This window comes from Pseudarthrobacter sp. NPDC058196 (genome assembly GCF_042882685.1).
Taxonomy (GTDB): Bacteria; Actinomycetota; Actinomycetes; order Actinomycetales; family Micrococcaceae; genus Arthrobacter.
In genome coordinates this window covers 64,791-82,862 of record NZ_JBHVVN010000001.1, presented here as the reverse complement: position 1 = coordinate 82,862, position 18,072 = coordinate 64,791, and the positions used below count along the sequence as shown (strand labels likewise).

The window sequence follows — 18,072 nt, the reverse complement described above, 5'->3', positions numbered from 1 at the left end:
GACGGACTCTCGGGCCGGGCCGGCCATGTCCCGCCCGCCATCCTATCCAAGACCGCGGCGCGGGGTCCGGCAATGGGCACCCCTCCCCATGCGGGGCCGGCGGGTCTATCCTGTTGGCATGATCGAGCTTCCAGCCAGTTACAAGGAATACCTCGCCGGCAAGAGCCAGCTGTTCGTCGACACGGTCAGGCCCGTCCTGATGCAGTCGGCGGCGGAAAAACTTCACGGCGTCCGTGTGGTGTACAACCCGGGACCCACCGGGCACCAGGCCCACCTCGACGATACTCTCCCCTTCGGTGTGGTGCTGGAGGACATCGACTAGCCCCTGACAGCTCCCGACAGGGCCAACGAGTTGCCGGAGCCGCGCGCCACGATGACGTAGAGAGCCAGCACCGGAAGAGAGTAGAGGATGGAGAACGCAGCCAACTGGCCGTAAGCCACGGCCCCGTTTTGGCCGAAAAAGCTGAAGATCGATACCGCCGCGGGCTGGTTGGCTTCAGAGAGCAGAAGCACGAACGGAACGAAGAAGTTCCCCCATGCCTGGATGAACACGAAGATGAACACGACGCCCAGGCCCGGGCCCATGAGCGGCAGCACGATTGAACGCAGGGCAGCCAGCCGGGATGCCCCGTCCACCCAGGCGGCCTCCTCCACCGCCAAGGGCACCGTATCCATGAAGTTCCTGGTCATCCAGATGGCCATGGGCAGGCTGGTGGCGGACAGGAACAGCACCGTGGCGGGCAGGGAATCCAACAGCCGGAGCTGCACGAACAATCCGTACACCGGAACCATGATGGCCGTCACGGGCAGGCAGGTACCAAACAGAATGCCGTAGAGGAACGGGGTGTTGAACCGCGACCGGAAACGGGAGAGCGGATAGGCCGCCAACACGGCAGCGGTCAGCGTCACGGCACCGGTCCCCACAGACAGCAGCAGGCTGTTCCACAGCGGCCGGAACAACAGCTCCGGGGTAAGGACGGCGGCAAAATTATCCAGGGCAGGCTGCAGCGGCACTTTGGTTCCATGCCCGGCGGCCGGGTCCAGCGAACCGAGGACCAGCCACAGCAGCGGCAGCACGAAGCACGCGGCGATCGAGAGCAGGACGGCGTCCGCCACCGCACTCCCCCGTGGCCGGCGGGCGGTCCGTGCGGCCGTCACGGCTTCTGCTCCCGCAAGAGGCGGAGGTAGCCGCCCCCGAACACTGCCCCGACCAGGATCAGCACCGAAGCGACCGCGGTGCCATAGCCAATGTCGCCGAATTTGAAGGCTTCCTGGTAGGCCATGACCGGCAACGTGGAGCTGCCGTTGGCCGGCCCGCCTGCGGTCATCACCCAGATCAGGGTGAAGACGGCGAGGGTCTGCAGGGTGGTCAGCATGAGGTTGGTGGCGATGCTGCCACGGATCACCGGCAGGGTGATGAACACCAGCCGCTGCCAGGCGCCGGCCCCGTCCATGTGCGCGGCCTCGGTGAGCTCGGCCGGGACGCCGCCCAGCGCCGCGCGGTACACCAGCATGGAAAAAGCGGTGCCCCGCCACACGTTCGCCATGATTACGGCCACCATGGGCACGGCGTAGAGCCAGTCGACTTCCGCCAGCCCCAGCCCGCCGAGCAACTGGTTGAGGGTCCCGTCGCGGCTGAAGAAGGCGTAAGCGGCGAAGGCGGCCACGATTTCGGGCAGGACCCAGGCGGCAACGACGGCGGTACCCACCACCGCCGAGACGGCAGGACGCGCCCGGCGCATAAGGACCGCCAGGGCCAGCCCCAGGATGTTCTGGCCCAGGATGGCCGACCCGCCCACGAACAACACCGTCAGGGCCAGCGAAAGCGGGAACACCGGGTCCTGCAGCAGCCGCTGGTAGTTCTCCAGACCCACCCAATCCGGGTTCCTGGCATGCCTGCCGGTCAGTCCGGCATTGGTCAGCGAGGCCTGGAATGCCCACAGCACCGGGCCCGCCAGGAAGACAGCAAGCAGCAGGACGGCCGGCAGGACCGGCAGGTAGCGGGCGATCTGCCGCCTGTGGGAGTGGCGTGCCACCGCTACTTCCGGACGGTCTTGTCGCCGCCCACGATGCCTGCCACGGCCGCGTCGTAGTCGGCGGCCGCCTCCTCCGGGGTCCTCTTGCCGGTGATGACGTCTTCGGTGGCTTCCTGGACGGCAGCGGAGATCCGCGGGTAGTCCGAGGTGGCGGGGCGGTACCGGGTCACCGCCACCAGGCTGGACACGTCTTTGACGAAGGGGTTGGCGGACTGGTAGCCGGGATCGCCTGCGACGTCGGTGCGGACGGCGATCTGAGAACTGGCGACGGTGAACTGCAGGGAGTTCTTTGCGTTCAGCGCCGTGGCCAGGAACGTGAAGGCGAGGTCAGGCTCCTTGGTGTCCGCGCCCACGGCCAGGGTCCAGCCGCCGGACATGCTCACGGCCCCCGGTGCCGCACCGTTCTGCGTGGGGAACGGTGCCACGCCCATGTCCTGCGCGTACGCCGGCCATTCGTAGCTTCCACCTTTTTGCCAGAACGACGGCGTGTACGAGCCTTCCACGGTGGCGCCCAGCTTTGCCTTCGGGAACCAGTCTCCGAACACCTTCTTCCAGACGTTCGGGTCCAGCGCATCGGCAGGCGAAACCGCAAGGTCCTCCCGGTAGAGCGTCTGGAGGAAGGTCAGCGAATCCTTGAAGCCTGCTGACCCGACGACCCACTTTTTCGCATCCTGGTCATAGAGACCCGCCCCGGTGCCGTACAGCAGTTCGTAGAACCCCTGCATGACTGTTCCCTCGCCAGTCCCCTTGCCTGCGTACATGTTGAACGGAATCACGGCGGGGTTTGAGGCTTTGATCTTCCTGGCGGTGTCCAGGATGTCCTGCCAGGTGGCCGGGCGCCAGGGCAGTGCGATGCCCGCGGCCTCGAAGACCTTTTTGTTGTACCAGATGGCCCGCGTGTCGGTGCCCAGCGGCACCGCGTAGGTGCCGCCGTCGTCCGCCTTCCCTGCTTCCTTGGCGCCGGCGTCGAACTTGTCCCAGTCTTCCCACGCCTTGAGCCGGCTGTCCAAGTTCAAGAGGTAGCCGGCATCCACGTCCGAGCGGACCTTGAACGTGTCTTCATAGAAGACGTCGGGGGCGGTGGCCGGCGACCTGAGGGCGAGGGCAAGTTTGGTGCCGTAGTCGTCGTCGTTGGCCTGGATGGGCTGGAGTTCAATGGTGACGCCCCGGTGCGCGGCTTCGAACTCCTTCTTGGCGTCCTGGAACATGGTGTCCAGCGCAGTGAAGGAATCCGTCTTCTGGTAGGCCACCTTGATGGTCTTGCCGCCTGCAGGGTCGGCGGGAGTACAGCCCGCAAGGGCCAGCACTGCAGCGGCCAGCAGGGACACCGTTGTGGATACCCGGCGACGCATGGTCAGCTTTCCAGGAGCAGCCGCTGGGCGCGGGGCGCGAGGGTATGTTCCAGGACCAGCGATGCCGCGCCGATGGCTCCCACGTCCTCCCCTACGCCGGTGCCCACGACCTCGATGGGGTGGATCAGGCGGGCGGCGCTGTTGGTATCCAGGAGGGACGGGATCAGCTCCAGGTAGCGTTGCGACAGGCAGGTCCAGAAGGGCCCGCCGAAGACAACGCGTTCAACATCCAGGGTATTGGTGACCACTGAAACTGCCCGTGCCACCAGGACGGCTGACTTGTCCAGGATGGCGGAGGCCCGCTCGTCCCCGCCGTAGGCCCGTGCGCAGAGGTCGGCGAAGCTCTGTTTGATTTCGGCCGCGCTGCTTGCCCGGGACCCCTCCAGGATGCCGGCTGCCTCCGCCTCTGCCACCAGCACCTGCGGGATGCAGGAGGATTTCACGCAGCCTCGCTGCCCGCAGTCGCAGGGAGGACCGTCCGGATCCACCACAATGTGGCCGATCTCGCCGGCATTGCCGGACGTTCCGCGAATAACCTCGTCGTTGAGGACGATGCCGCAGCCGATGCCGGTTCCCATGTACATGAAGACAAAGCTCCCGGCGCCGCTGGGGCCGCCCGCCCAGGTTTCCGCCACGGCCGCGCTGGTGACATCCTTGTCCACCAGCACCGAGTAGCCGGTTGCCCTGGCCAGCGCCTCACGCAGTTCCACACGGTCCCAGCCCGGCAGCAGCGGAGGGTCCACCACGGTGCCGTTATCCAGGTCGATCGGGCCGGGAGCGGCCACGCCCAGGCCTGCGATCCGGCTGCGGTCCACGCCGGAATCGGTCACGAGCTGCGCCAGTTCCGCGGCGATGGTGGTGATGACGGCGGAGGGATCGTTCCCTCCGGGGGTCTTGATGCGTGAATGCCGGACCACCGCGCCCACGAGGTCCAGCACCACGAACGTGGTCACGGCCGGGTCCAGGTGGACTCCCAAGGCGTACATCCCGGCGGGGTTCAGGCGCAGGATGGTGCGCGGCTTGCCCGGTCCGCTGCCCTCTTTGCCGGCTTCCACGATCAGGTTCTGGTCCAGCAGGCGGCGGGAAATATTGGAGATGGTCTGCGGGGACAGGCCCACGATCTGCGCCAGTTCCACGCGGCTCAAACCGCCGGTGGTCCTGCGGATCGCATCGAGGATGACGGTGAGGTTGAAATCCCCCATCCTGGGCAAGTTGGTTCCGCGCCTCGGAGAAGATTGGCGGATCTCAGACACGGTGTCCCCTAAACGTCTTCGGCTACCTGCATACGGTGATGCTTTGAATCGTACGTTAAGGGCGCGCGCGCGCCCACATGGCCGGTCGGCGGCGCGGCGCGGATGACGATCCACGTCAGCGGCGGGTTGGTGGTTGGTGCCGGGCCGCGGGTGACAACCGCGAAACCCGCTCAGCGGGAGCGGCGGACGCTTCGCGTGACGGTGAACTTGGGGTTCATGCCCTCCACAACAGTGGGCCCCACGTGCCGTTCCAGCGCCGGCAGGTAGGCAAGGTGCCGGTTGAAGACCGTCCACAACTCCCCGCCGGGAGCCAGGACGCGTCCTGCCGCCTCGATCATCTTGAGCCCGGCACCCGCGTGGACGCCGGCGCCAACGTGGAAGGGCGGGTTCAACAGGACGGCATCGGCAGCGCCATCTGCGAAAGTGCTGAGCGCGTCGTCCTGCAGGACGGTGATCCGGTCCGCCAGGCCGTTCGCCCGTGCGGTGGCCAGGGCCGACTGCACGGCGGCCGCAGACTGGTCGGTGGCCGTCACGGCGGCGCCGGGGAACTGGCGCGCGTACATGGCGGCGAGGATGCCGGTGCCGCAGCCAAGGTCGACGGCGTGCTGCGCCGGTTTCATGGCGGGCAGGAACGTCAGCAGGAAGCGGGTGCCGATGTCCAGTTTGGCACCGGCGAAGACGGCGCCGTGGGCGGCGACGTCGAGGTCCAACTCGGCGAGGTGCTCCACCACCGGAAAGCGTGGCGGTGCGGCCGGCTTTGCTCCGGCGGCCAGGACCAGCCGCGACTTTTGCCGGGCGAGCTGCGGTTGGACGGACGTGAAAAAGCGTTCCAGGACCGCGTTCATGCCCAGGGACATGTGCTTCACCCGGCCGCCGGCCAGCAGCAGCACCCCTGGGGCCGCATGGCGGGCGACGGCCGCCGCAATTTCCTCCAGCTCCGCCAGGGTCTTGGGCAGTTGCAGGAGGACTGTGTCCGCACCTGCCAGGAGCTCAGGCCCGAGGGGCAGCTGGTCGAATTCCGTTCCGTTACCCGCGATTCCCGGCAGCTTTGCGTGGCATTCGGCGGCGTTCAACCTCAGCGCCCGCTCCCCCGTCACCAGGTCCTGGTGCACTCGCAAGGAGGCCGGGGCGAGGACACCGGATGCGCCCAAGGTCAGGGCGCCGTAACGGTCGCCGATCACGGCAAGGGTGCTGCCGGAGCGGCCAAGCTGCACAGCGGTCTCCAGGAGCAGCCGGTCCGTGGCGTCCCAGGCATGCAGGTTGGGCGCTTCAACATCTGGCCGCCGGCGCAGGACGTCGAAAATCTCAGCCAGGGTATGTGCTGCCACCGGTGTCGTGCCGCCTTCTGTCGTTCGTGCCGGCCCCGGGTTCCCCGGAGTCACCCCCACGTTACCGTTTCCGCCGCCGGGGCCATCCCGGGGAGTGCCGCAATGGCGGCCACTGCCGCGCGGCCGGCCCGGTTGGCGCCGATGGTGGACGACGACGGCCCATAGCCCACCAAGTGGACGCGCGGCTCGGCTGCCACCTGGGTTCCTTCCATCGCGATCCCGCCGCCCGGTCCCCGGAGGTGGAGCGGGGCAAGGTGTTCCAGCTCGGCCCTGAAGCCGGTGGCCCAGAGGATGACGTCCGCCTTCAGCAGGCTTCCATCGGCGCGGCGGACTCCGTCCGGTTCGATGGACGTGAACATGGGCTGCCGGTCAAGTACACCGCGCTCCCGGGCTGCGAGGAGCGCCGGAGTCCAGATGAGTCCGGTCACCGATACGACGCTTTGCGGTGGGAGGCCCCGGCGGACACGGTCCTCCACCAGTGCCACGGCGTCGTGCCCGGCCCGGGCGTCGAAAGGGGCATCCCGCCAGACCGGTTCCCGGCGGGTGAACCAGCTGGTGGACGTGACGCGGGAGATCTCGTCCAGCAGGCCGACGGCGGAGATCCCGCCGCCCACCACAATCACGTGCTTGCCCGTGAATTCATCGGCGGAGACGTAATCGGCAACGTGCAGCTGCCGGCCGCGGAACGATGACTGGCCCGGGTAGATGGGCCAGAATGGGCGGGTCCAGGTGCCGGTGGCATTGATGACCGCCCTGGCGCTCCAGACGCCGTCGGACGTCTCCACCCTCAGCCGGCCGGCAGGGTCGTCGTCTTCCCGCCGGACAGCACGCACCCTGACGGGCCGGTGCACCCGAACACCCAGGGCCGCCTCGTAACCGCCAAAGTAGCGGGTCAGGAATTCGGAGCTGGGCTCGGCGGGGTCCACCTCCGGTTTGGGAATTCCCGGCAGGTCGCTGATGCCGTTGACAGTTGCCATACGGAGGCTCTTCCACCGGTGCCGCCAGGCACCGCCCGGACCTTCCTCGGCGTCGAGCACCGCAAAATCGAATCCCCGGCGCTGCAGATGGTAGGCGGCGGACAGGCCGGCCTGGCCCGCCCCGACGACCACCACAGAGGTTGGCTCAGGAATCACTCCCCAATGATAGTCGTGGAGGGCAGCGCAGCCTTAGGGTTGGCCCATGGACACTGCAGGAGCCGCCAAGACCACGGGACATGCTGACCGGCTGGCAACAGCATTGGGGGTGGTGCTCGGCACCGACCGGATCCCTTTGCGCCTGAGGGCCTGGGATGGCTCCGAGGCCGGGCCCGCAGACGCGCCGGTCCTGGAGTTCAAGTCGCGGCGGGCTCTGCGGCGGATGCTCTGGTCACCGGGGCAGCTGGGGCTGAGTCGGGCGTACGTAGCGGGTGAGATCGACGCCCCGGGAGACGTGTTCGCTGCCTTCGGGGCACTGAGCTCTGCAGGGAAGTTCGCGGAGCCGGGCCCGTTCCGGCCGCCTACTGCCCGCGAACTGTGGCTGCTGGCACGGACGGCGGTCAGGCTGGGTGCGGTAGGTCCCAATCCGGTTCCGCCGCCGGAGGAAGCCCGCATTGCAAGGAAGGGCAGGATGCATTCTCGCGGCCGGGATTCTGCCGCCATCTCCCATCATTACGACGTCGGCAACGACTTCTACGCCTTGGTGCTGGGGCCCTCCATGGTGTATTCCTGCGCCGTATGGCCGGCCGGCGGCGCGCCGGATCCGCAGACGCCGGACGCGGGACTGGACGCCGCGCAGGAGGCCAAACTTGACCTTGTCTGCCGCAAACTGGGCCTCCAGCCCGGGATGCGGGTCCTCGACGTGGGGTGCGGCTGGGGCAGCTTCGCCCTCCACGCGGCCGCCAGGTACGGGGTCAGCGTGGTGGGGGTGACGCTTTCGACGGAGCAGGCCACCCTGGCCCGCAAGCGGGCCGCGGATGCCGGCCTCACCGGCAGCGTGGAGATCCGGGTGCAGGACTACCGGGATGTGCGCGACGGACCGTTCGACGCCATCAGTTCCATCGGTATGTCCGAGCACGTGGGCCGGGCCCAAACCCCTGCCTACGCCGCAGCGCTCTTCGGGCTGCTCAAGCCCGGCGGCCGGCTGCTGAACCACGCCATCTCCTGGAACGCCGGGCCCACGAGCCCCGATCCCGACTCGTTCATTCCCCGGTACGTGTTCCCTGACGGGGAAATGATCAGCCTGGGCGAGATGGTGGCCGCCTTGGAAACGGCCCGTTTCGAAGTCCTCGACGTCGAGGCCCTCCGCCGCCACTATGCCCTGACCCTCCGGGCCTGGGTCCGGCGGCTGGAAGGGAACTGGGACGAAGCGGTGGCCCTCGCCGGGGCGGGGCGAGCCAGGGTGTGGCGGCTGTACATGGCGGCCAGCGCCCTGGGCTTCGAAAACGGGCTCACGGGAGTCAACCAGGTCCTTGCCCGCCGGCCGGGCGGGGCGGAGCCGCCTCTGCGCCGTCACGACTGGTTGTGACGGCGCAGCCCGGCTGTGTGGCTAAGCGACCGGCGACGGGCCGCCCGGCTGGGTGTAATGCTGGGTTTGCTCGATCTGCACCACTTTCGGGTCCGTCTCGTCGGCGTCGTAATCCGTCGGCCGCGTCAGGTCCTCCCCGGTCCGGACCTTCAGCGCCCGCAGCACCACAGTCAGGACGACGGCGACCACCAGGTTGAGCGCGAACGCGGACACCGCGATGTACACGCTGAAGTCCGTCCCCGGGAAGGCGGCCACCGAGCCGCCGAAGTGCGCCTTGGTGACAGGGTTGACCACGTTGTAGGCGGAAACGGTCCCGAACACGATGCCCACTGCCCAGCCGGCCAGGAGGGCCCACCTGTCGAACCAGCGGGTGTACAGGCCGGCCACCACCGCCGGGAACGTCTGCAGGATCCAGATGCCGCCCAGCAACTGCATGTTGATGGCAGCGGACTGGTCCATCGCGATGACGAAGACCAGTGCGCCCACCTTCACCACCAGGGAGACGATCTTGGATACTTTCGCCTCGGTCCTCGCATCGACGTCGGGCCGGATGAAGTCGCGGTAGATGTTGCGGGTGAACATGTTCGCGGCCGCGATGGACATGATCGCTGCCGGCACCAAGGCGCCGATGGCGATGGCGGCCAGCGCGATCCCCGCGAACCAGGACGGGAAGTGGTCAAGGAACAACTGGGGAACCACCAGCTGCGGGTTGACCGACCCATCCAGGTCGATGGGCTTGGTGCCGGCCTGGATGGCTACGAAACCCAGCAGGGCCAGGAAGCCGAGCATCAACGAGTACAGCGGGAGGATCGCGGCATTGCGGCGGATGGTGTTCCGCGCCTTCGAGGCCAGCACGGCGGTCACGGAGTGCGGGTACATGAAGAGTGCCATGGCTGAACCCAGGGCGAGTGACCAGTACGCGGAGTAGTTGGCGGCGCCCGGGATGAAGACGCCGGCCGGCTTGCCCGTGGCCTGGCTGACGTTGCCCAGTTTGGCCTGCGCCGAGTTGAAGATCGTGTCCCACCCGCCGAACTTGATGGGCAGGTAGATCACGGCCACGATGACGGCGAGGTAGATCAGCAGGTCCTTGACCACGGCGATCATCGCCGGTGCACGCAGGCCCGAGGTGTAGGTGTAAGCGGCGAGGACCACGAAAGCCAGGATCAGCGGCAGGTCCGTCAACAGCACGTTGCCGGAGCTGCCAAGGCCCAGGACCGTGAGCACCGCCTTGATACCGACCAACTGCAGCGCGATGTACGGCATGGTGGCCACGATTCCGGTGACTGCCACGGCCAGGGAGAGCCAGCGGCTCCCGTACCGGCCGCCCACGAAGTCCGCCGAGGTGACGTAGCCGTGGCGGTGGGAGACCGACCACAGCCGGCTCATGATGATGAAGATGATCGGGTAGAGGACGATGGTGTAGGGGACGGCGAAGAAGCCGCTGACCGCACCCGTGGCCCACATAGCCGCCGGGACCGCCACGAAGGTGTAGGCAGTGTAGAGGTCCCCGCCCAGCAGGAACCAGGTGATCCAGGTTCCGAATCCGCGGCCACCCAGGCCCCACTCGTCGAGGCTGTGCAGGCCCTCCACTTCGGATCCGCGCCGCCACTTGGCAGCGAGGAACCCCATTACGGCCACGACGACGAACAGCAGCACCACGATGACCAGGGCGGTCCAGTTAATTTCGCGCCCGTTCACGGCCGGTCCCCTCCCCGTCCGTTCCGGGCGGAGGTGCCACCCGCCCTCGGCGGGCCGCCGGCACGTGCCTCAGCCCGCCGTCGTCGGTCTTCCTTGGTGACCAGCCAATAGGCTGTGCCGGTCAGCACAGCAGAAATTGGCACCCAGGCCAGCTGGTACCAATAGAAGAACGGCATGCCGCCCAATCGCGGGGCATCAAAGGAGTACAGCTGCGGCATCAGCGGGAGCAGAATGGCGGCCGCCAGGAGGATGCCCGCCCCAATGTACGGGGCCGGCCGGGCCGGGCCCCGGATGGCCGTATCACGGGAAAGCGGGGTTCCGTGGGGAACCGCTTCGCCATTCGCACCGTAGCCGGAATCATCTGCATGGGACATCTGCGACCTCCTCGTCTGCGACGTGCCGGGGGCTGGGCTCCCGTTAGTGCGGCCCAGCGGCGGGACGCTGGGCCCTCCATGATCAGTTGTACCCCCGTATGACCTGCGCGGGAAGGGTTTTTCACCGGGCCGGCCGCTTCCGGGCAGCAACGAAAAAGGGAACCATCACCAGGTGATGGTTCCCTTTTCCATGCTTCGCACGGTGGAGCTGAGGGGACTCGAACCCCTGACCCCCTGCATGCCATGCAGGTGCGCTACCAGCTGCGCCACAGCCCCGTACTCTGTGTTCCTTCCGGTCGATTTCCCCGGAGCAACCTGACCAGAGTAATGCACTTTTGCGCTGGACGCCAATCGGGTATTTTCCGCCGCGCCGGCGGCCATGGACCGCCGCCGGAAGCTGCACCGTGCGGCGGCCGTGACCGCTCAACAACAAAAAATCCGCCGGAACCGTGATGGTTCCGACGGATGTTCGGGTGGAGCTGAGGGGACTCGAACCCCTGACCCCCTGCATGCCATGCAGGTGCGCTACCAGCTGCGCCACAGCCCCGGAATGTTGCCGCTCCGAGAAGCTTTGTTCGGGGTCTCCCCCGAAGCAACTCAAATATCTTAGAACAGCAATTCCGAAAATTCCAAATCGGGAATATTCCCGGATCGGGGGCGCGCCTACTCGCCGTCGGACACCGCGCCGGCCTGGGCCGGGACGTCGTCGCCGAGCTGCAGGTCCACCACGGGGCAGTCCTTCCAGAGCCGCTCAAGGGCGTAGAACACCCGGTCTTCCTCGTGCTGGACGTGGATGACGATATCCGAGTAATCCAGGAGCACCCAGCGGCCGCCGGACCGCCCCTCGCGGCGCACCGGCCGGAGGTCCTGCTTGGCAAGTTCTTCCTCGACGCCGTCCACGATCGCGTTGACCTGGCGTTCGCTGGGTGCAGAGGCGATGAGGAAGACGTCGGCCAGGGCCAGCCGTTCGCTCACGTCCAGTGCCACGATGTCGTGGGCAATCTTGTCAGCGGCAGCCTTGGCGGCCGTACGGGCCATGGCGATGGACGTTTGTGTTGCAGTCACGGGACTCCTTGTTTGGGTTAAGTGTTTGTTGCCGCTGGTGGGATCAGCGGGACATGCCGGTGACGATCAGGATGATGCCGGCAACCAGTGCCAGGATCCCGAACGCGAGGATGCAGAACTGGAGGACCCGGTTGCGCCGGGCCCTGGTGAGCCCTGCCGTTGCGGCGTCCAGCGGATCGAGGCCGTAAGCGGACCTTGCGGGTACCCGGGGAAGGTCCTCGAAGAGGTCTTCGGACTGGCCCTCCGTACGCGCAGCCGGTTTGGGCCGGCTGGCCGCCTTGGCTGCCGCTTCGGCCCTGGCAATGACCTGGGACCGGCCGGTGCCGGAATCGGCAGGCACTGCTTTGGTGCGGGCAGCGGGCCGGCGTTTGCCGGCAGCCTGGACCTTCGTACCGGGCCGGGTGGCGACCGGAACGTGCGAGGTTGCCGGCGGTTTCATCACCGGGCGCTCCACGCCGGGGACCTGGACGAATTCGAGCGGGGTGACCATGGCAAGGTTGCTGGCGGTGGAGGGGCCGGATTTGTCCTGGGAGCCCGCATCCGATGCCTGGTTTGCGGGACCTGCGGCCTGGGCCTGGCCTCCCGCCTGTTCGGCGAGTTTCTGCCGGGCCATCGCCCGCCGGTTCATGACCGCCGCCCTCTCGGCCAGCGCGATCTGTTCGGCGAGGATCTCCGGATCCACCGCTTCCGGGTCCTGGGAGGCGATGTGCTCCATTTTGGCGATCTGGTTCCGCGCCTGGGCCGCGATAAGCGCGCGCGCTTCCAGGGCCTGCTCCACGGTCATGCCGTCAGGCGCGGGGTTGCCGGCTCCCGTAGTGGCCGCGGGTGCAGGCGTTCCGGTGGCCGGCGGGGAGGTTGGGTCCGCTGCGGGTGGAACCACCGGGTTCGCGGCTGTCAGGGCCTGCTCCTTGAGCTGCTGCAACCGCAATTGGCGCCGGGTGGGCGGACCGCCGGAGGACAGCTGCCCTTCCTTCTCTTCGAGCTCTTTGATGGTGCGCAGGGCGGCGCGGTCGCGGGCACGAATCTGGGAGGACCGCTGGGGGGCGGACTGGCCCGGAACAGCCCCTGGACGCGCGGCAGGCTCGGCACTTGGGGTCGAGGCAGGGCGAATGGCAGGGTCCTGCGCTGCAGGTACCCGCCTGGCAGGTTCGGGCCTGGCAGGTTCGGGCGCGCCGGCGGCCGGCCGATTCGCGGCAGGCGGGCGTTGCTCCGTGGTGGCCGGGGTGCCCTGTTGGGCGTCCCTGGCCTTCCGGAGTTCCCGGCGGCTGCGGATAGGAGGCTGTTCCTGACTCATTGAGAACTCATTCAGTACTGGCTGGTTCACGTGCTTCGGAAAGTGGTTCATCCGCGCCGGCCGGCGGATCGGCATAGAGATCGTACTTGGCGATGTACTGCACCACCCCGTCCGGGACCAAGTACCAGACCGGATGGTTCGCCGCCACACGGGCACGGCAATCCGTAGACGAGATGGCCATGGCCGGGACTTCCAGGAGACTGACGTCCTCACGGCCCATCCCGTCAAGGACGTGCCCCGGGCGGGTGACTCCCACGAAATGCGCCAGCGACCAGAGCTCGTCAATGTCCTTCCAGGACAGGATCTGCGCCAAGGCGTCAGCACCCGTGATGAAGAACAAGTCGGCGTCCGGCCGCTGGGCCCGAAGGTCCCGCAGTGTGTCGATGGTGTAGGTGGGACCCGGCCGGTCCACGTCAACCCTGCTGACGGTAAAGCGCGGATTGGAGGCCGTGGCGATCACGGTCATCAGGTAGCGGTGCTCAGGCTCGCTGACCTGTTTATGGGACTTTTGCCATGGCTGCCCGGTGGGGACGAAGACCACCTCGTCGAGGTCGAATTCGGCCGCGACTTCACTGGCTGCCACCAGGTGCCCATGATGGATGGGATCGAACGTCCCGCCCATGACACCAAGCCGCAGCCTTCCCCGGGCACCATTGCGGTGCAGGTTGTGCGAAATGTTAGTGGCCCTGCCCGCGATCGTGCTTGTTCGGGTGCTGGCGGTGCGGATCCGCGTGCTCGTCGGTGGCTGCGTGCCGGTTGCCCAGGTTGTTGTAGGACCATGCAATGAACATCAGGACCACCAGGAGGGCGAACATTGACACGCCGAAGACCCACGGCTCTGCCAGCAGCGGGGCGGGCTCCTCATGGGCTGCGTCGCCTGCGGCGGCGATGGACGTGACGATCTGCTGGAGCAGCATTTTCTCCCCTATGTTCAAGGATTTTCAGGCAGCGGAACCTTCCGCTGCTTTCTAAGGTTCTGGTCTATGTTACCGCGTTGCTACCCGCGGACCTGGCCTTCGCCCTGGACAATCCACTTCGTGGTGGTCAGCTCGGTCAGGCCCATCGGACCGCGGGCGTGGAGCTTCTGCGTGGAGATCCCCACCTCTGCGCCCAGGCCCAGTTCACCGCCGTCGGTAAACCGTGTGGAGGCGTTGACGATTACCGCCGCGGAATCCACCTCTGCGATGAACCGCTCAGCGTTGGCGAGGTTGTTGGTGAGGATCGCTTCGGTGTGGCCCGTGGACCACCTGCGGATGTGCTGGACGGCTTCGTCGAGGCTGTCCACCATGGCCACCGCAAGGTCCAGGTCCATGTATTCCGTGGCCCAGTCCACGTCGGTGGCCGGCTCCGCATCGATCCCGGCGGGCAAGGCTGCACCGATCCGCTGGTCAACATGCAAGCGGACACCCGCGTTTCGAAGGGCCATTGCGACCGCGGGCAGCACCGTGGCGCCGGAGTGGACCAGCAGGGTCTCCACGGTATTGCAGACGCTGGGCCTCTGGGTCTTGGCGTTGAGCAGGATCTCCACCGCCATGGTTTCGTCCGCGGATTCGTCCAGGAAGATGTGGACGTTTCCCTCGCCCGTCTCGATGACCGGTACAGCGGAATTGGCCACCACAGTCTGGATGAGGTCGCGGCCGCCACGAGGAATCAACACATCCACCCGGCCGCGGGCCTTCATCAGGACGTTGGCGCCGGCGCGGCCGAACTGGTCCACCGTCTGGACGGCGTCCGCCGGCAGGCCCACGGATTCGAGGGCTTCGCGCAATACCCGCACCAGCACCTGGTTGGTGGCTTCTGCTGCACTGCCGCCGCGCAGGATGACGGCATTGCCGCTCTTGAGCGCCAGTCCAGCGATGTCCACGGTGACGTTGGGTCGTGCCTCGTAGATGGCTGCCACTACGCCCATGGGCACGTTGACCTGGCGGAGGCGCAATCCGTTGGGGAGGGTTTGCCCGCGGACCACGTTGCCTACGGGGTCCGGGAGGTTGGCCAGGTTCTCAAGGGCCGCCACCAAGCCGTCAACGCGGCTTTCGGTGAGGGTGAGCCTGTCCAGGAGCGCCTTGGAGGTGCCGTTGTCCCGGCCGCGCCGCACGTCCATGGCATTGGCGGCGAGGATGGCCTGCACGTTCTCCTGCAGGGCTGCTCCCACCGCGCGGAGGCCGCGGTCTTTCCATGCCCGGTTGGCGGTGGCCATACGGCGGGCTGCGTGGCGGGACCGGTCCGCGATGGCGTGGACCGCCGCTTCGACGTCAGGCGCGTCGTCCGGCACCCCTGCTTCCTGTCCTGCCGCCGGACCCGGCTGCTCGTGGGCAGCAGTGGTTCCGGTATTAACAGCAGCGTGGGTCAGGGCTTCAGTCATGGTCCAAGTTTAGGCGAGCCGCCCGTTTAGACCAGCACCAGGTCGTCTACATGAACAACTTCGCGGTCATAGCCGCTGCCCAGTTCCTCGCCCAGCTCCCGGGTGGAGCGCCCGAGCATGTGCGGCAGCTCCTGGGAGGAGTAGTTGACCAGTCCCCGGGCGACAACGGTGCCGTCGGCACCGGCCAGTTCAACGGCGTCGCCCGCTTCAAAGTCGCCGTGCACGGCCGAGATGCCCGCAGGGAGCAGGGACGTGTGGTGGTGGCGCACAGCCCGCACCGCGCCGTCGTCCAGGACCAGGCGGCCCTGCACGGAGGCGACATGGGCCAGCCACAGGAGGCGCACGGGCTTGCGCGAGCCGTTAACCGAGAACCAGGTGCCGACGTCCTCGCCGTTCAGGGCCGCGGCCGCGTTGGGCGTGGACGTGACCAGGGCGTGGATTCCCGAGCCTGCCGCCATGCTGGCCGCTTCCACCTTGGTCATCATTCCGCCGGTGCCCACTCCGGCCTTGCCTGCTTTGCCAATGGACACGCCCTCAAGGTCGCGTGCCCCGGTGACCAGCGGGATGCGCTTGGCACCGTGGGCGGGCGGACCGTCGTAGAGGGCGTCGACGTCGGACAGCAGCACGAGCGCGTCAGCGCGGACCAGGTGCGCCACCAGGGCGGCGAGCCGGTCGTTGTCGCCAAAGCGGATTTCGTGGGTGGCCACGGTGTCGTTCTCGTTCACGACGGGGACCACGCCAAGGTTGAGGAGCCGGTCCATGGCGCGGAGGGCATTGGTGTGCTGGCTGCGCCGCATCAGGTCCTCCGCCGTGAGCAGGACCTGGCTGACGGTGACCCCATGGGCACCGAACGCCTGGGTGTACCGGGCCATGAGAAGGCCCTGGCCCACGCTGGCCGCGGCCTGCTGGGTGGCCAGGTCCCGGGGACGCTTGGCCAGCCCCAGCGGGGCCAGCCCGGCGGCGATGGCGCCGGAGGACACCAGGATGATTTCGGCACCCGCGTTGCGCTTGGCGGCGAGGGCGTCGGCCAGTGCGGTGAGCGACTCCTCGGAAATGCCGCCCTTGATGCTGGTGAGTGAGGAGGATCCCACCTTCACCACGATGCGGCGGGCACCTGCCAGCAGGCTTCTGTCCACGGAGCCCGCGGCGGGCGCCGTGTCCACGACCCTAGAGGTCATCGTCCGCTTCCATTCCGCTGTCCTGAACGGGGTTGGCAGCACGGCGTCCGCTGACGGACTCGGTCCAAACACCGGCCTTGCGTTCTGCCTCGAGTTCGGCACGGGCGGCAGCCTTGGCGTCGCGGCGTTCCTGCTGCTCCTCACGCTTCTGGCTGCGCGTGGGGCGGTCGCCGATATCAGCGAACCGGACGTCCGTGCCACGGGGTGAAGCCAGGAGTTCGGCGCCTGCCATCATGGTGGGCTCCCAGTCGAAGACGACGCCGTCGTCCTCACCAATGACCACGGTATCCCCCGGCTTGGCACCCTGCCTGAACAGTTCGGTTTCCACGCCAAGCTTGGCCAGCCGGTCCGCAAGGTAGCCGATGGCTTCCTCGTTGGTGAAGTCAGTCTGCTTGACCCAGCGCTCGGGCTTCTCGCCGAGGACGCGGAACAGCGGTTCCAGGTTCTTTTCCTCGCGGCGGATCTTGAACCCGGTTTCATTGACGGCGCGGGGCCGCAGCACGACGGGCTGGACCTTGGGCGGTTCGGCGGCGACAGCGTCGCGGGCGGCTTGGACGATTTCGGCCATGGCGAAGCCGAGCTGGCGCAGGCCCTCGTGGCTGGTGGCGGAGACCTCGAAGACGCGGTATCCGCGCGATTCCAGTTCGGGGCGCACGAATTCGGCCATGTCCTTGCCGTCGGGCAGGTCCACTTTGTTCAGTGCCACGAGGCGGGGGCGGTGGTTGAGGGGAACCACCTGGCCGTCGGAGCCTGCGTAGCTCATGTCCACCGCGTACTTTTCGAGTTCGCCTTCAATGATGGCGAGGTCCGAGAGCGGATCGCGCTCGGATTCGAGGGTGCCGCAGTCAAGCACGTGGACCAGGGCGGCGCAACGCTCAACGTGGCGCAGGAAGTTGTGCCCCAGGCCCTTGCCTTCGCTGGCGCCTTCGATCAGGCCCGGGACGTCGGCGATGGTGAAGCGGACATCGCCGGCCTGCACGACGCCCAGGTTGGGGATCAGGGTTGTGAAGGGGTAGTCGGCGATCTTGGGCCGGGCGGCCGACATTGCGGCGATCAGGCTGGACTTGCCCGCAGACGGGAAGCCCACCAGGGCGATGTCCGCAATGGACTTCAGTTCAAGGACAACATCGCGGGAGTCGCCTTCGATTCCCAGCAGGGCAAACCCGGGGGCGCGCCGCTTCTGCGAGGACAGGGCGGCGTTGCCGAGCCCGCCAATCCCCCCGGCAGCGGCCACGAACTCCGCCCCCTCGCCGACGAGGTCAGCCAGCACGGTGCCGTCCTTGGATTTGACCACGGTGCCGTCCGGTACGGGGAGGATCAGCGTTTCGCCGTTCTTGCCGCCGCGCCAGTCGCCCATGCCGGGACCGCCGTTGCTGGCGTGCCGGTGCGGGGCGTGGTGGTAATCCAGGAGCGTGGTGGTCTGGTGGTCCACCCTGAGGATCACGTCGCCGCCGTTGCCGCCGTTGCCGCCGTCGGGCCCGCCGAGGGGCTTGAACTTCTCACGGTGGACGGAAACGCATCCATGGCCGCCGGTTCCGCCGGATACGTGCAGTACTACCCGGTCTACAAAGCTGGCCACGTGGATCTCCTCAGAATGCTGTTTACGCGGCGCCCGGGGACGCCACAACGA

At 67.6% G+C, this 18,072-nt stretch carries 17 protein-coding genes and 2 tRNA genes; 2 read left to right on the top strand and 17 right to left on the bottom strand.

The window, feature by feature from the left end:
- The first annotated feature begins 118 nt into the window (after positions 1-118).
- Positions 119-322, top strand: a complete 204-nt coding sequence (locus tag ACFVVC_RS00400) for a hypothetical protein (protein WP_387447841.1) — start codon at positions 119-121, stop codon at positions 320-322.
- Here the strand turns inward: ACFVVC_RS00400 and ACFVVC_RS00395 are convergent.
- The 6 genes from ACFVVC_RS00395 to ACFVVC_RS00370 form a co-directional block, all read right to left on the bottom strand.
- Positions 319-1,158: a carbohydrate ABC transporter permease gene (locus tag ACFVVC_RS00395; protein ID WP_387447839.1), complete on the bottom strand. Its 840-nt coding sequence runs from the start codon at positions 1,156-1,158 to the stop codon at positions 319-321. The genes ACFVVC_RS00400 and ACFVVC_RS00395 overlap by 4 nt on opposite strands.
- The gene (locus tag ACFVVC_RS00390) at positions 1,155-2,036 is read right to left on the bottom strand and encodes a carbohydrate ABC transporter permease (RefSeq protein WP_387447837.1); all 882 of its coding nucleotides are present in this window, start codon (positions 2,034-2,036) and stop codon (positions 1,155-1,157) included. Before ACFVVC_RS00390 ends, ACFVVC_RS00395 begins: the two co-directional genes overlap by 4 nt.
- Before the next feature lie 2 nt (positions 2,037-2,038).
- Positions 2,039-3,388 carry an extracellular solute-binding protein gene (locus ACFVVC_RS00385; RefSeq protein ID WP_387447835.1) on the bottom strand — a complete coding sequence of 450 codons (1,350 nt, stop codon included), beginning with the start codon at positions 3,386-3,388 and terminating at the stop codon, positions 2,039-2,041.
- A gap of 2 nt (positions 3,389-3,390) precedes the next feature.
- Positions 3,391-4,590, bottom strand: a complete 1,200-nt coding sequence (locus ACFVVC_RS00380) for an ROK family transcriptional regulator (protein ID WP_387447833.1) — start codon at positions 4,588-4,590, stop codon at positions 3,391-3,393.
- A 221-nt stretch (positions 4,591-4,811) separates the two neighbouring features.
- Positions 4,812-5,969: a class I SAM-dependent methyltransferase gene (locus ACFVVC_RS00375; protein ID WP_387447831.1), complete on the bottom strand. Its 1,158-nt coding sequence runs from the start codon at positions 5,967-5,969 to the stop codon at positions 4,812-4,814.
- Between the two features lie 50 nt (positions 5,970-6,019).
- Positions 6,020-7,102: an FAD-dependent oxidoreductase gene (locus ACFVVC_RS00370; protein WP_387447829.1), complete on the bottom strand. Its 1,083-nt coding sequence runs from the start codon at positions 7,100-7,102 to the stop codon at positions 6,020-6,022.
- Between the two features lie 46 nt (positions 7,103-7,148).
- On the opposite strand from ACFVVC_RS00370, the gene ACFVVC_RS00365 reads away from it, so the two are divergent.
- On the top strand, positions 7,149-8,471 hold the full coding sequence (locus ACFVVC_RS00365) for a class I SAM-dependent methyltransferase (RefSeq protein WP_387447827.1): 1,323 nt from the start codon (positions 7,149-7,151) through the stop codon (positions 8,469-8,471).
- A 21-nt stretch (positions 8,472-8,492) separates the two neighbouring features.
- Here the strand turns inward: ACFVVC_RS00365 and mctP are convergent, their stop codons facing one another.
- The 11 genes from mctP to obgE form a co-directional block, all read right to left on the bottom strand.
- Positions 8,493-10,169 carry a monocarboxylate uptake permease MctP gene (mctP, locus tag ACFVVC_RS00360; protein WP_387447825.1) on the bottom strand — a complete coding sequence of 559 codons (1,677 nt, stop codon included), beginning with the start codon at positions 10,167-10,169 and terminating at the stop codon, positions 8,493-8,495.
- Positions 10,166-10,543, bottom strand: coding sequence for a DUF3311 domain-containing protein (locus ACFVVC_RS00355; protein ID WP_387447823.1), 378 nt, complete (start codon positions 10,541-10,543; stop codon positions 10,166-10,168). Before ACFVVC_RS00355 ends, mctP begins: the two co-directional genes overlap by 4 nt.
- Positions 10,544-10,746: 203 nt before the next feature.
- Positions 10,747-10,819, bottom strand: a tRNA-Ala gene (locus ACFVVC_RS00350).
- Between the two features lie 198 nt (positions 10,820-11,017).
- Positions 11,018-11,090, bottom strand: a tRNA-Ala gene (locus ACFVVC_RS00345).
- A gap of 116 nt (positions 11,091-11,206) precedes the next feature.
- Positions 11,207-11,608, bottom strand: a complete 402-nt coding sequence (rsfS, locus tag ACFVVC_RS00340) for a ribosome silencing factor (RefSeq protein WP_387447821.1) — start codon at positions 11,606-11,608, stop codon at positions 11,207-11,209.
- A gap of 43 nt (positions 11,609-11,651) precedes the next feature.
- A complete protein-coding gene (locus tag ACFVVC_RS00335; protein WP_387447819.1) occupies positions 11,652-12,902 on the bottom strand; it encodes a hypothetical protein in 1,251 nt (416 codons plus the stop codon).
- 7 nt (positions 12,903-12,909) lie between these two features.
- Positions 12,910-13,524 (bottom strand): nicotinate-nucleotide adenylyltransferase, encoded by a 615-nt coding sequence (gene nadD, locus ACFVVC_RS00330; protein ID WP_285246268.1) that lies wholly within the window; start codon positions 13,522-13,524, stop codon positions 12,910-12,912.
- Between the two features lie 55 nt (positions 13,525-13,579).
- On the bottom strand, positions 13,580-13,819 hold the full coding sequence (locus ACFVVC_RS00325; protein WP_387447817.1) for a hypothetical protein: 240 nt from the start codon (positions 13,817-13,819) through the stop codon (positions 13,580-13,582).
- 80 nt (positions 13,820-13,899) lie between these two features.
- Positions 13,900-15,264: a glutamate-5-semialdehyde dehydrogenase gene (locus ACFVVC_RS00320; RefSeq protein ID WP_387447816.1), complete on the bottom strand. Its 1,365-nt coding sequence runs from the start codon at positions 15,262-15,264 to the stop codon at positions 13,900-13,902.
- A gap of 26 nt (positions 15,265-15,290) precedes the next feature.
- Positions 15,291-16,442 (bottom strand): glutamate 5-kinase, encoded by a 1,152-nt coding sequence (proB, locus tag ACFVVC_RS00315; RefSeq protein ID WP_387447814.1) that lies wholly within the window; start codon positions 16,440-16,442, stop codon positions 15,291-15,293.
- Positions 16,432-18,021, bottom strand: a complete 1,590-nt coding sequence (gene obgE, locus ACFVVC_RS00310; RefSeq protein ID WP_387447811.1) for a GTPase ObgE — start codon at positions 18,019-18,021, stop codon at positions 16,432-16,434. The genes proB and obgE overlap by 11 nt, the downstream gene beginning before the upstream one ends.
- Positions 18,022-18,072 lie beyond the last annotated feature (51 nt).

Coding starts and splice junctions, on each gene's coding strand:
- ACFVVC_RS00400 (WP_387447841.1), top strand. CDS start 119: ATGATCGAGCTTCCAGCCAGTTACAAGGAATACCTCGCCGGCAAGAGC.
- ACFVVC_RS00385 (WP_387447835.1), bottom strand. CDS start 3,388: ATGCGTCGCCGGGTATCCACAACGGTGTCCCTGCTGGCCGCTGCAGTG.
- ACFVVC_RS00380 (WP_387447833.1), bottom strand. CDS start 4,590: ATGGGGGATTTCAACCTCACCGTCATCCTCGATGCGATCCGCAGGACC.
- ACFVVC_RS00365 (WP_387447827.1), top strand. CDS start 7,149: ATGGACACTGCAGGAGCCGCCAAGACCACGGGACATGCTGACCGGCTG.
- ACFVVC_RS00355 (WP_387447823.1), bottom strand. CDS start 10,543: ATGTCCCATGCAGATGATTCCGGCTACGGTGCGAATGGCGAAGCGGTT.
- ACFVVC_RS00335 (WP_387447819.1), bottom strand. CDS start 12,902: ATGAGTCAGGAACAGCCTCCTATCCGCAGCCGCCGGGAACTCCGGAAG.
- nadD (WP_285246268.1), bottom strand. CDS start 13,524: ATGGGCGGGACGTTCGATCCCATCCATCATGGGCACCTGGTGGCAGCC.
- ACFVVC_RS00325 (WP_387447817.1), bottom strand. CDS start 13,819: ATGCTGCTCCAGCAGATCGTCACGTCCATCGCCGCCGCAGGCGACGCA.
- ACFVVC_RS00320 (WP_387447816.1), bottom strand. CDS start 15,264: ATGACTGAAGCCCTGACCCACGCTGCTGTTAATACCGGAACCACTGCT.
- proB (WP_387447814.1), bottom strand. CDS start 16,442: ATGACCTCTAGGGTCGTGGACACGGCGCCCGCCGCGGGCTCCGTGGAC.